Annotated in this window: 12 protein-coding genes; 9 read left to right on the top strand and 3 right to left on the bottom strand. The window is 39.2% G+C overall.

Annotated elements, in window-relative coordinates; translation table 11 throughout:
* Positions 1 to 239: 239 nt before the first annotated feature.
* Entirely contained in the window at positions 240 to 947 is a 708-nt protein-coding gene (rpiA, locus tag HWQ40_RS14675) for a ribose-5-phosphate isomerase RpiA (RefSeq protein ID WP_292778907.1), read from the bottom strand.
* Between the two features lie 299 nt (positions 948 to 1,246).
* A complete protein-coding gene (locus tag HWQ40_RS14670; protein ID WP_292778884.1) occupies positions 1,247 to 1,633 on the bottom strand; it encodes a hypothetical protein in 387 nt (128 codons plus the stop codon).
* Positions 1,634 to 1,881: 248 nt separating this feature from the next.
* Here HWQ40_RS14670 and HWQ40_RS14665 point away from each other — a divergent pair, with 248 nt between their 5' ends.
* From HWQ40_RS14665 to HWQ40_RS14655, 3 genes are all read left to right on the top strand, one after another.
* A complete protein-coding gene (locus HWQ40_RS14665) occupies positions 1,882 to 2,463 on the top strand; it encodes a restriction endonuclease subunit S (RefSeq protein WP_292778882.1) in 582 nt (193 codons plus the stop codon).
* Positions 2,460 to 3,926 carry an N-6 DNA methylase gene (locus tag HWQ40_RS14660; RefSeq protein ID WP_292778880.1) on the top strand — a complete coding sequence of 489 codons (1,467 nt, stop codon included), beginning with the start codon at positions 2,460 to 2,462 and terminating at the stop codon, positions 3,924 to 3,926. The genes HWQ40_RS14665 and HWQ40_RS14660 overlap by 4 nt, the downstream gene beginning before the upstream one ends.
* Positions 3,927 to 4,204: 278 nt before the next feature.
* A complete protein-coding gene (locus HWQ40_RS14655) occupies positions 4,205 to 4,879 on the top strand; it encodes an S-layer homology domain-containing protein (protein WP_292778904.1) in 675 nt (224 codons plus the stop codon).
* 30 nt (positions 4,880 to 4,909) lie between these two features.
* On the opposite strand, the gene HWQ40_RS14650 is transcribed toward HWQ40_RS14655, so the two are convergent.
* On the bottom strand, positions 4,910 to 6,175 hold the full coding sequence (locus tag HWQ40_RS14650) for a hypothetical protein (RefSeq protein WP_292778878.1): 1,266 nt from the start codon (positions 6,173 to 6,175) through the stop codon (positions 4,910 to 4,912).
* Between the two features lie 211 nt (positions 6,176 to 6,386).
* Here HWQ40_RS14650 and HWQ40_RS14645 point away from each other — a divergent pair, with 211 nt between their 5' ends.
* The 6 genes from HWQ40_RS14645 to HWQ40_RS14620 all read left to right on the top strand — a co-directional run.
* Positions 6,387 to 6,725, top strand: coding sequence for a hypothetical protein (locus HWQ40_RS14645; RefSeq protein ID WP_292778875.1), 339 nt, complete (start codon positions 6,387 to 6,389; stop codon positions 6,723 to 6,725).
* A 39-nt stretch (positions 6,726 to 6,764) separates the two neighbouring features.
* The gene (locus HWQ40_RS14640) at positions 6,765 to 7,016 is read left to right on the top strand and encodes a hypothetical protein (protein WP_292778873.1); all 252 of its coding nucleotides are present in this window, start codon (positions 6,765 to 6,767) and stop codon (positions 7,014 to 7,016) included.
* An 11-nt stretch (positions 7,017 to 7,027) separates the two neighbouring features.
* Positions 7,028 to 7,993, top strand: a complete 966-nt coding sequence (locus HWQ40_RS14635; protein WP_292778871.1) for a DUF1822 family protein — start codon at positions 7,028 to 7,030, stop codon at positions 7,991 to 7,993.
* Between the two features lie 127 nt (positions 7,994 to 8,120).
* Entirely contained in the window at positions 8,121 to 10,484 is a 2,364-nt protein-coding gene (locus HWQ40_RS14630; protein WP_292778869.1) for a CHASE2 domain-containing protein, read from the top strand.
* The gene (locus HWQ40_RS14625; RefSeq protein ID WP_292778867.1) at positions 10,477 to 11,289 is read left to right on the top strand and encodes a DUF928 domain-containing protein; all 813 of its coding nucleotides are present in this window, start codon (positions 10,477 to 10,479) and stop codon (positions 11,287 to 11,289) included. The genes HWQ40_RS14630 and HWQ40_RS14625 overlap by 8 nt, the downstream gene beginning before the upstream one ends.
* Positions 11,290 to 11,330: 41 nt before the next feature.
* Positions 11,331 to 13,341, top strand: a 2,011-nt coding sequence (locus HWQ40_RS14620) for a filamentous hemagglutinin N-terminal domain-containing protein (protein ID WP_292778866.1), incomplete at its 3' end; no start/stop codon positions are given.

Below are 13,341 nucleotides of genomic sequence, written 5' to 3'. Positions count from 1 at the left end.
GGGAGTGCGGCAAGCTTAAAGCAGAAGACGGGCTAAGGCTATTTTTTAGGTTTTATAGAAAAGTAGGCTAAAGTTTAGTGTCAAAACAGAATTCAGGAGTCAGAATTCAGAATTCAGAATGAATGATGTACAACTGGCGAATTTTGTAAAATTTCTGTTTAAACTCACTGGAATCTTGCTTAGTTTTGGATTTTAGATGTCTCTGAAATCTAAAATCCAAAATCTAAAATCCAAAATTCTTACAGTTGCCGCACTAATGGCTGACCATCTTTGACTTCGCCAATTAAAACTAAATCGACACAGTTAACGAAGATACCATTTTCCAGGACGCCAGGAATGTTATTCAATGTCTTTTCTAGTCCGGCTGGATCTTCAATAGAGTCAAATCTGACATCTAAGACAAAGTTCCCTTGGTCAGTGATTACTGGCCCAGCTTTTTTTACACCCATGCGGAGTTCTGGTTTGCCACCAAGTTTTTTGATGGCATTGGTTACAGGAGTAATTGCCATTGGAATCACTTCCACGGGCACAGCGAAACTAGAACCTAAGCGATCTACTAACTTGCCACTGTCTACCACGACGATGAACTGTTCTGCTAGGTAGTCTACGACTTTTTCGCGGGTATGTGCTGCACCACCGCCTTTAATCAAATTCTTCTGCGGGTCGACTTCATCTGCGCCATCAATGGCAATATCGATGTGGTCAATAGCATCCAAGGTGGCGAGAGGGACACCATACTGCTTCGCCAGCACTTCTGACTGAAACGAGGTAGGTATACCAATGATATCTTTGAGTTCACCAGACTTGAGGCGATCGCCCAAAAACTGAATCGTATATGCTGTAGTTGACCCCGTACCCAACCCGACAATGGAACCCGACTTGACTAGGGCGGCGGCGGCTTTGCCAACTTCTTGCTTCATCAACTTTACGGGATCTGCTGCTGTCATTCCCAAAACTGCTCCATAAAACTTATCTAAGATGAACATAACCTAAGTTACACACCTTTTACTGTTTATTTCCAGCTTCATAAAAGACCGTCAGCAACACTTTCTTGACAGATGTTTGATGTCGAGCCAAGCGAAAGAAAGATACTTTTTCAAGTTTAAAGATAATTGAAATTTCTATCTTTAATAACATTACATTTTTTACACTTAAAAACTTGTGAATAATTTTTGGTGATAGAAATGGAACACCAAGGTGTCATTTGTGAGACATTTTGGTGTTCCATAATGAAAATTATGGGAGTTTAAGCGGGATATAGGGGGATACGATTACTCAATTCTGGAAAACGCTGCTTAACGTAAGCACAAAGCTGGCTATAACTTTTGTTTTGGAGTTTGTCCAAGTCTTTATAAGGGTCAAGTCCCTGACTCTTGGCGTGTTCTATGGTTATTGCCATGAGAATTTTACAAGTCTTAGCCTCAGTTTCAATTTTTTGGTATGCCTCAGCCTCAGCCTTTCTTTGGCGTAGAGCCTCAGCTTGCTCTTGTTGGATATAGCTAATCCGCGCGAGAAATTCGACAGATTTGTTGAGAATCTCAGGCCCGTCTTCTCGGTTAATCACCATAGATAAAAATGCCAAAGGGTCTGGCTGAGGCTGATCTGAGTTAGGATTATTTGGTGGAAAGATCATAAAATTTCCTTAGATTAAATTGACGGTCAACAGCAGTGCGCCTGACCGTTAATGGATGGACAACCAAATTACAAACATTTGAAATAAGACAACGCTGCTGGACTAGTACTCCGGTTGCGTTTTTTTCATAGTTTTACAATCTGGTTGCGGATATTCTAGCAACCTCCATGCTAGACTCTTAACAGTAAGCATATTACTTTAAATGAAATAATTGCTTTACTGCTTACAATAGATATTTTAGCAGATGTATGTCTCATTTAGTTTTGCCTCTTCAGAAAATAGGAGAAATATTCCAAGGAATTATACTTAGCCGTTATACAGATGATAATGGTAGATCAGAGCGCGTTGTTAGCTTGTCTGATCTTGAGTACCTATACATTGAACGTAACCCAAGTGTGGTTCAGTTACGCGTATCTGACCTTGAGCGATATCGAGTAAAAACTGGTGATGTGGTAATTTCCAACCGAGGTACGCTCCTGAAAGCGTCAGTAGTTACAGATAAATTAGAAGGTAGCTTGGCGAGCAATAACGTGGCTGTTATCCGCCCCATAGTACAGATTGATCCTGTGTATTTAGCAGTTTTGATGCGTTCAAAATGGCTGGAACAGCAACTAGTCACTTTATACTTGCAATCTTCTACCATTCAGTTGATTCCAATTTCTCAATTACGTAATCTTAAGATTCCATTACCTAGTTTAGAGACTCAAAATAAATTAGCTCAACTCTTTTTAGCTACTGAACGAGCTAACCGCATTACCTTGGAAATTTTAGACACACGAAATAATTTATCAGAATTTACTCTTTTTCAAACTTTAGAAGGACAGCAATGATTACTTTTAAAAAATTAGAAGACAGACTTTGGTCTGCTGCTGTTATCCTACAGAATGTTTTTAGTCCTAGTGATTGTATTAACTGTTTTTTCAGAATTCTGCTTATCAAACGTTTATCTGATTTATATGAAGAAGAAGTATATAAATCAGATAAACGCTTTTTTATCCCTGCTATTTCGCAGTGGAATTATTTGCAGCAAATAACTGCAAATATTGGCAAAGTACTTAATGAAGCTGGTACAGCTATTGAAAAATATAACATAAATCTAAAAGAAATACAAGGTATTTTTATTAGTTATGACTTTGAAAATATAAGCAGTAAAGTTAGTTTGAGAGAGCAGGATAAAGTACTAAGTGAGTTAATTTTAAATTTATCATGTATCAAACTTCAGAATAGCTACTTTGCCGAAATAGATTTATTGGGAAGGGTTTTTGAATCCTTAATAGCAAAATTGGAAGATAATCTTGGAAAAGAATATGGAGGATTCTATACTCCACAGAAGGTAACACAACTATTAGTGCGTCTGCTTGAACTACAACCAGGAATGAGTATTTGTGATCCTTTTTGTGGATTGGGAGGTATGTTAACTGAATCTCTCAAGCAAATAAAACATTTGGGAAGTAAGCAAAATGATTTACTACTTTATGGACAAGATATAAACCAGAATACTTTTAGCCTTGCCAAAATTAATTTACTTTTGCACGATATTTTTGATTTTGATATTCGCTTGGGAAATACTATCCGTGAACCGCAACTGATTGAAAACGGGAATTTAATGCTTTTTGACAGGCTAATTTCTAATCCCCCATTTAGTATCCGTAATTGGGGTGATGAGCTAGCTAAATTTGATGTTTATGGTCGCTTCCGCTATGGAATTCCCCCTAAAGGCAGTGGTGACTTTGCTTTTATTCAGCACATACTAGCCACACTTAAAAACACTGGCAAAGCTGGGGTAATAGTTCCACTTGGAGTTTTATTTCGTGGAGGCGCAGAAAGTGAGATTCGCACAAGGATTATTGGATCTGACTTAATTGAAGCAGTAATTGGTCTTGCACCCAACCTACTTTATGGCACAGGTATTACTACGGCTATTTTGATTTTTAATCGGGATAAGAAAAAAGACCGTAGAAATAAAATTTTGTTCATTAATGCTAGCAATGAATATCAAAAGAGCCGTAATCAAAATTACCTGCGTCAAGAAGATGTCACTCATATCATCACAGCTTACCAAGCCTTTCAAGATGAAGAGGGATATGCTAAAGTCGTGGCTTTAGAAGAACTAGCTGCTAATGAATATATTCTCAATATCAACCGCTATGTCCTAACCCCCAAGGATGAAAAGGACAAAATTGATATTGAGGCGGAGATTATCAAGCTGCGCGAATTAGAAGTTCAACGCACTGAAGCCGAGAAGAGTATGAATAAATACTTGCGTGAATTAGGAATAAAATTAAGTGACTAACTACAAGCGATCGCAAAGTAAGTAAATTAGCTTGAAAAATAAGGGTGTCACTATACTTGCACCCAGCTTAAAAGGGCTAGGTTGCACACCCTACTCAAAACTTTTTTAAATCAGCTTCATGCTTCATTTGATACTGGCAGTCTAAATACATTACCCACAACAAGCAGATATGCAACATCGCCTAGCCTAAATTCGTCATTAACTAAGATTAAATTTTGCGTTAACCTCAGTAACGTAGTTTTTTAAATTCACGTTAGCAGCTAAAAGTAGTTATCATGATGCGTCAGCTTTCGATTACTCTATCTTTAATGGCACTACTACAAAGCTTGCCAGCAATTGCTCAAGTACCAGAATCTACTTCTGGAATACCAGCTGATTCCATTCAACAAGTAACTGCTGTCAAATGGATGACAAACTTTCCCGATGGCAAGTTTTATCCAGAAAGGTTACTGAGTCGGGCAGAATTAGCCTCGATTATGGTAAAAGCATTTCGCTTAGATAAAAGAGAAGCTGTTACCAAAGAAAATTTAACTATTCCAGATGTTCCTCGTTCTTATTGGGCATTTAATGATATACAAACAGTCTTAAAAACTGACATCATGAAAGGCTATCGAGGCAATGAATTCTTCCCTAACCAAAAGGTGACAAGGGCAGAAGCTCTGGCTATTTTCGCCCAGGCTTATGGTGTATTTCAATTTCCTGATGCCGCTGTGAATGAGATTCTGGCTTCACATCCAGATGAAAAGTCTATCCCAGCTTGGGCTAGAAAAGCGATCGCTACAGTCGCTACTGAGGGATTTCTGAATACAGATGCTCAAGGCAATATTTCCCCATTAAAACCCGTAACCCGTGGGGATATGGCTTATGTATTGAGTAAATATTTGCAACGACAACAGCAACAACCCGAAACACCAGAAGTTCCAATGATTCCAAATAGCCCACAATCACCTTAACTAGACTTTATCAAGCCAAAGTACTCAAAATCAGTTTTGACCCGTATTTCTATACTTGTCTCGAAGTTGATGAAGAAGATATAAGGAATTAGACTGTGTTGGTTGCTGCAACACATTATTCCTATAATTAGATTGTGGTAGTTGGGTCGGTTGCTGCAAGCCATAATTCCCATAATTAGTTTGTGGTAGTTGGGTCGGTTGCTGCAAGCCATAATTCCCATAATTAGTTTGTGGTGGTTGCATCGGCTGCTGCAAGCCATAATTCCCATACCCTACAGGGTTTGTGGGTGTGACAACACTTTGACTTTGACTTTGGCTAGAGTAAGGTACAGTATTACTTGGTGCTGCATTAGGCACTACTTGACCGTTATTTAAATTATTGTAGGGATTTTGCGGTAAGTTCGTACCCGTAGTTAACCCATTATTAGGCACTACTTGACCGTTATTTAAATTGTTGTAGGAATTTTGTAGTAAGTTAGTACCCGTTGATGTGTTGCCTGTCCCAGGAGTTAACCCAGTGCTTGGTAGAGAATTCTGACTGGTTAAATTGTTGATAGGTGGCATTAGAGTTGTTCCTGGATCGGAGACTTGACCCGAGGCATTTGTCTGAGTTGCAGCGTTACCATTGAAGCTAGACAATTTCTGGTTTGTCGATTGGTTAAGCGCTGTTTGCAGAGGGCTGATAGAGAGAGAATTTTGATTCTTATTGGTTTGATTAGTGAATCCAACACCCAGGCTAGAAGATGTTGCGTCTCCCCCTGTTGGTTCAGACGCCGTATTTAAGGTTTTAAGACCTAGAAACTGGTTACTACTATCAACCATTCCACTACGCAATAAATTGTCTGTTTGTTGGACAAAGGGATTTTTCGCGGCTGGGGAGGTGTTGCTGTTAACGCCTAAACCAGGATTTAATTTGGTATCATTAGCAGACTTTTGTTTGTTAATTACATCCTCTAATGAGCCTTTGCTCTTTTTTGCCTCAGTCTTTTCTTCAGGCGCATTTGCCGTTGATGAGACAGTTCCTTGCTCAAAGTCATTAAATAAAACTGGTAGATTATCAATATCTGCTGCAATAGCTTTGTTTTCTTCTGACAGGGAGGAATCAGCAGACTTTTGTAAAACGACTGGTTTTTTTTGCTTATAAGCAAAAATATCCGGGTTTGACCAGTATTCCCAGGTTGCTAGCCCGACTACAGATAAAAAAATTGCAGTTCCCCAAAAACCAGGTCGCCCTAGATTCCATAACCTGGCTTTGAGATAGCGTAAGTAGGCGGGAGGATAATGACGATGTGGCATGGGATTTGGTAAGTGAGATTTACTATAAATTGGTAAAATTCGACGGAAGAGGCATTGCTGTTTGATGCTTTTACTTGCCTGAGAAGAAAGTGTCTCAACTAAAGTTCGATTGTGATTTTATCGTAACTTCTCAAGAAATTATTAGTCATTATTAAGTCAAAAATTTACTAACGAATATTTTAAAACTAAACGGTTTAGTCTAAAAATAATTTTGAGTATCTTAGCTGCGATCGCACCAGTTTCCATTTTCGCTATCTTGATTTTCTACAGAACTAGGACTAACAACTCATCAATGGTGCTTACTGAAGAATGGGTAGTTACTGCGATATCTACAATATTCACCTTGGGCAGCAGAGGTGGCATCTCTGCGGTGGAAATATTTAAAATAGTTAATAACAAAAAATTACAGTTGGTAATTTTTTGTAACAATTTAGATGCAGGGGCAGGGCAAATGCATCTAAATTTTGACAAAGTGGTAAGTAGAGGTATGTTTAAAGTGGTACAAATAAACTATATGACTAGTTTTGCTTTGCGGTTCGTTTTTTCATGATTTTGCGTAAGTCCTGATTCAGTGAATAATCAGCTAGTTATGAAAGAAGTTTACATTGAGCAAGATCCAAACAAGCAACTACAAAATTGTTATTCTCGTAAACATCCCGAATGCAACTGTAAAGTACTAAGCCAAAGATTGTTGTTTATCTTTAATAACCCACCAGATACACTTGCTGATATTGCTCGTGAGAGCCAAATCAATTATCAAACTCTGGTATCTCATTGGAAATTAAAAGCAATACCGTTGTTGCGAGAAGTTGCAATTAAAGTTGGATATGAATCTAATTAACAACTATAACCATGAGTAGCACAGAAACGCTTTGTTTAAAAATTCCACTTGGACAACAAGCCCATGCCATCGCCCGCGAGTTTGCTCTTGAACAAACTACACCTCAAAAAGGTAAACAAATCTATTTGAATACACTAGCAGTTTATGCTGTTTACACTTACTTGAAATGGTTGCATATTGATACTGATACTGCTTTAGAGAAAGGTGATAGTTGGCATCCCCGGAAACGAGCTTTATTTGATGTTGCCGATTTAGTTATTCTTAACATTGGTAAGTTAGAGTGTCGTCCAGTTAAACCTGGAGAAACGGCAATTTACTTACCCCCCGAAGTAATGAAAAATAGGATTGGTTATGTGGTTGTCCAATTTAGCGAACGCCTTCAGGAAGTGCAGTTGTTGGGATTTGTGAGAACAACTACTATTTCTACTACTTCAGAGCAAATATCACTAGCAAGCCTTAAACCCCTTAATTTCCTTTTTGACTGTATTCCTAACACTGTCGCTCACCCTGCACTTAGGGCAAGCCAGATACAGGTGAACTTAAGTCAATGGTTCGAGAATCTATTTGAAAACAGTTGGATGGCTTTAGAAGAAGTTTTCAGCAATATAAATGAGAAAAAATTTGCTCTTAGAAATGTTTCATCGTTTGGTGAAAATAGCGTAGCGAGAGCAAAAATCATAGATTTAGGACTAAAACTGGGAAATCAATCACTAGTGCTGCTTGTAGCGCTCGCACTATTCTCTCAACAGAAAGTAGAAATACTAGTACAAATACATCCTTTATCTGAAAAACTCTATTTGCCATCTAACCTGAGAATTAATTTATTCTCAAACACAGGAAAAATTATTCAAGAAGTTGTATCACGAAGTAATGATAACTTTATTCAATTAAAACGGTTTCGAGGGGATTTTGGAGAAAGCTTTCATATCCAAGTGTCTCATGGTAATTTTACAATCAAGGAAACTTTTGTCATCTGACCGAAGAACACTCATGATACAAGCCCCTAAATTTATTTATGGGAATTATTAATTTTGAATTTTGAATGTTGAATTCCCTGTTCGCGCAGCGTTCCGTAGGGAAGGTATTGACACTTTTTGGAGTGTAATGAGTAAGTTAGTTGTCTTGAATTTAGGTAAGGGCGACCTCCATAAAGGTTTTCCTGATGTCACGGTTCAACTTGGGTTAATAAATGACCCACGTGCGATGGAATTTCGCGGGAGTTTACCACCAGCGCCAGAAATTTCTCAACTTTATCGAAATTGGCAAATACTATATTCAGCTCTCTACCGTCACTATAGTTGGTGGATACGTCTCGAAATCGAAGATAATGATATAACAAATTTTTCGGAATTGGAATTTAACGATTTATGTCAGCAATTATCATCTAGAATCAATATTTGGCTAAATTCGGAGCAGTTTCGCAAAATAGACCAAAAATTACGTACGCAATTAAATCCAAATGAAGAAATTTGCTTTATAATTGCAACTTCTGATAACTTACTACGACGACTTCCTTGGCATTTGTGGAGCTTTTTTGAAGATTATCCGAATGCTGAAGTCGCACTTAGTGTCTTAGAACCACAAAGACCAAATAAAATATATACTCAGGAAAAAAAAGTCAAAATTTTAGCGATTTTTGGCAATCATCAAGGAATTGATATTAGTAAAGATAAGTATTTATTAGAGAGTTTATCAAACCAAGCTCAAATAAATTTCTTAATTGAACCACAACGAAAAGAGTTAAGTGACGAACTTTGGTGCAAAGGTTGGAATATTCTATTTTTTGCTGGACATAGTTCTAGTCAAGAAAGAGGAGTTCTGCAAATTAATCAAACAACAACAATTACTCTAGATAAATTAAAACATGGACTTAAAAAAGCAATTGAGAGTGGATTGCACTTAGCAATTTTCAATTCTTGCGATGGTTTAGGTTTAGCAGAAGCGTTAGAGGATTTACACATTCCCCAAGTCATTGTCATGCGCGAACCAGTCCCGGACTTGGTAGCACAGGAATTTTTAAAACATTTTTTAGGTGAATTTTCTAGCGGACAATCACTATACTCTGCACTGCGTGAGGCGCGAAAAAGGCTGGAAGGAATAGAAGATAAATATCCTTGTGCAACTTGGTTGCCAGTAATTTGCCAAAATCCCTTGTCAGCGCCAATGATTTGGCAGTCGCACCGAAAGATGGTTGCGACTAAGAGTGTTTTAGTAATATTGCTAGCAAGCTTGTTGATAACAAGTTTAGTCATGGGAGTACGGTATGGGGGTTATCTGCAAACATCAGAACTACAGGCTTTTGACCATTTTATACAGTTGCGATCGCATCTTGTCACCGAAAAACCGGATGGGCGAATTTTAATTATCACAATCGATGAAGCAGATACTCAGTATCAAATCAATAAAGGAATGCAAATGCGATGGTCATTATCCGACCAAGCCCTTGCTCAACTATTAGAGAAGTTAAATAAATACCAACCACGAACCATCGGTTTAGATATTTATCGTAATAAGATTGTAGATCCAAAATACCCAAATTTAGCTACTCGTTTTCAAAAGGATAATCGTCTATTTGTTTTGTGCAAAGTTGCTACTACTGATGATGATGGCAAGAGTGATGGTATTCCGCCACCTTCTGGAGTTTCAAGAGAACGCGTAAGTTTTAGTGATTTTGTTGCAGATGAAGATGATATTGCTCGTCGCCAGCTTTTACATCTGACTCCTCCAACATCTCTCTGTTCTCCAGAATACGCTTTTAATCTCCAACTAGCACTTCATTATTTAGAGCAAGAAGGCAAAAAATCAAGTGTTACATCAGGTTATTTACAAATTGGTGATATTGTGTTTGAGCAATTAAAAGAACACACTAGCGGTTATCAAAAAGTGGATGCATCCGGTTATCAGATATTGTTGAATTATCGTTCTCTTGACTCTGTTGAAAAAATTGCCGCGCAAGTTAGTTTGAGAGATGTGTTAGATGAAAACATATCATTAGAAACAGTTCAATCACTCAAAGACCGCATTGTGATGATTGGTCTTTCTGCTCCAACCAATACGAATGATTATTGGAAGACACCCTTCAGTTCTAATGCCAAACAGAATCAAAAGCAAACACCGGGGGTATTCGTACAGGCGCAGATGCTAAGTCAAATCCTCAGCGCAGTTTTAGACCGCAGACCTTTGTTGTGGTGGTGGTCTGGATGGGTAGAGGCACTTTGGGTATGGGGATGGTCATTAGTAGGAAGTATTACAGCATGGTATTTTTCAAAACCGCTACACCTGGGACTAGCGGTGATAGTCACACTTTTAACAATATTTGGGTTATGTTTTGGCGTTTTTACACTAGCTGGATGGGTGCCACTTATCCCCTCAATATTAGCTTTTTTAGCTACCCAAATAATGGTAATCTCATGGTTGAGACGTTCCAATCTTCGTAAGAGAAAACAATTAAATTTTGATCGTGATTAAAAAAAAATTACTTTATCAACCAATTCAACACGCTTGCGTAATTCCTTTGGTGTTTATTGGTTTGATGAATTACTCGCAATCAGTGCAGGCACAACTGACAAATTCAATTCAAAACACTGTTAAAAATTCGCCCTCCCAATCCTTTCAGCAACCAAAATTGCCCAAAAACGGCGCACCCACAGGTCGGCGCAGAGGAGGGGCTGGGCGGAGTCCTGATTGTCCTAGCAATCTTACACAGCTGACTGCTCTAGTACCTGGTGATGGAGGTGAATCAGTCTTGGCATCAACAGTTGCAGAAAATCCAACTTTTTGGTTTTATATTCCCCAATTACCACAAACCACACGTTCTGGAGAATTCGTGCTACAAGTGCTAGATGGGAAAGATGTAAAAAATGTCTATCGAACACCTCTTACTCTGTCTGGAAAACCGGGGATCGTCAGCATTACCTTGCCAGCACAACCGCAATATTCTTTAAAAGTAAATAAAAAATATCATTGGTACTTTCATATTTATTGCGGCGATGTAGAAAAAACATCTGACAATTTTTATGTAGATGGGTTTGTACAAAGGCAAGTGCTGACAGAAGCTCTTAATAGTCAGTTGAAGTTAGCAAAACCAAAAGAGTACATTGTCTATAGTGCCAATAATATTTGGTACGATGCCCTGACTAATTTAGGTGAACAACGCCGCACCAATCCGCAGAATGCAACTCTTAATCAAGATTGGATTGACTTATTAAATGCAGTTGGCTTGCAAGACATTGCTAAAGAGCCAATTGTACAAGATTACAGCTTGGAAAAATAAGACTAGTCTCACGATGCAGTTACTAATTTATTGGGGGTGCTATGTCAGGTATTCAAGATTGGCGGTGTTGGTGTAGTAGTTTGATGATGGGAAGCGTGTTAATTTCTTGTTTGCAAGAGCATACTTTTGCCCAAATTACCCCAGATAACACCTTACCGAATAACTCCAACGTCGCCAGGGATGGAAACACCTTTAATATCACTGGAGGAACCCAAGCAGGAAGTAATTTGTTTCACAGCTTTAAAGAGTTTTCTGTGCCTCCTGATGGCACTGCTTCTTTTAATAATGCTTTGGATATTCAAAATATCATTACTAGAGTCACAGGTGGGTTAGCTTCTAAGATTGATGGCTTAATTCGCGCTAACAGTAAAGCTAACCTATTTCTGCTTAATCCCAATGGCATTATTTTTGGAGCGAATGCGCGATTAGATATTGATGGTTCATTTTTAGCAACCACAGCCAGCAGTTTCAAATGGAGCGATGGTAGCACCTTCAGCGCCACCAATCCTCAATCTCCCTCGGAGTTACTAGCAATCAATCCTTCGGCATTGTTTTTCAATCAACTGCAAGCAGCCAGAATTGAGAACAGGTCAACCACCGATGCCGGAAATAATCTCAAAGGGCTGAGAGTCCCAGATGGGCGAAGTTTGTTGTTAGTAGGTGGAGATATCGTCCTTGATGGTGGCTCGTTGAATGCTTTAGGTGGGCTAGTGGAATTGGCAGGAGTCTCTGGTAAGGGGACTGTGGGATTAAATGTTGATAGTCAAGACCTGAGTTTGAGCATCTCTAATGATGTACCAACAGCCGATATCTCTTTGAGTAATGGCGCAGTTGTGGATGTGCACGCTGGTGGGGGAGGCTCAATTACAGTCAATGCTCGGAATTTAGATTTAAAACAACAAAGTCAACTTATTGCTGGGATTAAGTCAGGTTTGGGTACAGCAACGGCTACGGCAGGAGATATTAAAATTAATGCTACCGATACTATCTCCTTAGATAACAGTTTAGTTAATAGCACAGTAGAAAAAAACGGGGAGGGCAAAGCCGGAGGTATATTAATTACCACAGGTTCACTAGAAGTGACCAATGGTGCCCTACTTGATGCCAGTACCTTTGGAAAAGGGAATGCAGGCAGTGTCACCATTTTTGCTAGAGATGCTATCAAGTTTGATGGTGAAGGCAACAAAGATGGATTTAACAGTGGTGCATACAGCCGAGTCATCTCTGGAGCAGAGGGCAAAGCCGGAGGTGTATTAATTAAGACAGGCTCATTAGTAGTTACCAATGGTGCCCAACTTGATGCCAGTACGTTGGGAAAAGGGGATGCAGGCAGTGTCACCATTTTTGCTAGAGATGCTGTCAAATTTGATGGCGAAGATAAGGGTGGAGTTAACAGTGCAGCATACAGCAACGTCAGTTCTGAAGCAGAGGGCAAAGCCGGAGGTGTATTGATTAAAACAGGCTCATTAGCAGTTACCAATGGTGCCGAACTGAGTGCCAATACTCAAGGAAAAGGGGATGCAGGCAGTGTCAGCATTTTTGCTAGAGATGCTGTCAAGTTTGATGGTGAAGATAAGGATGGATTTGACAGTGGGGCATACAGCCGAGTCAACTCTGGAGCAGAGGGCAAAGCCGGAGGTGTATTAATTAAGACAGGCTCACTAGAAGTGACCAATGGTGCCCTACTGAGTGCCAGTACCTTTGGAAAAGGAGATGCAGGCAGTGTCACCATTTTTGCTAGAGATACTATCAAGTTTGATGGTGAAGGCAACAAAGATGGATTTAACAGTGGTGCATACAGCCGAGTCATCTCTGGAGCAGAGGGCAAAGCCGGAGGTGTATTAATTAAGACAGGCTCATTAGTAGTTACCAATGGTGCCCAACTTGATGCCAGTACGTTGGGAAAAGGGGATGCAGGCAGTGTCACCATTTTTGCTAGAGATGCTGTCAAATTTGATGGCGAAGATAAGGGTGGAGTTAACAGTGCAGCATACAGCAACGTCAGTTCTGAAGCAGAGGGCAAAGCCGGAGGTGTATTGATTAAAACAGGCT

The organism is Nostoc sp. NMS9 (assembly GCF_017114995.1).
Lineage (GTDB): Bacteria > Cyanobacteriota > Cyanobacteriia > Cyanobacteriales > Nostocaceae > Nostoc.
Note: the sequence above shows the minus strand (reverse complement) of the source record. Positions and strands in the feature narration are given on the sequence as shown.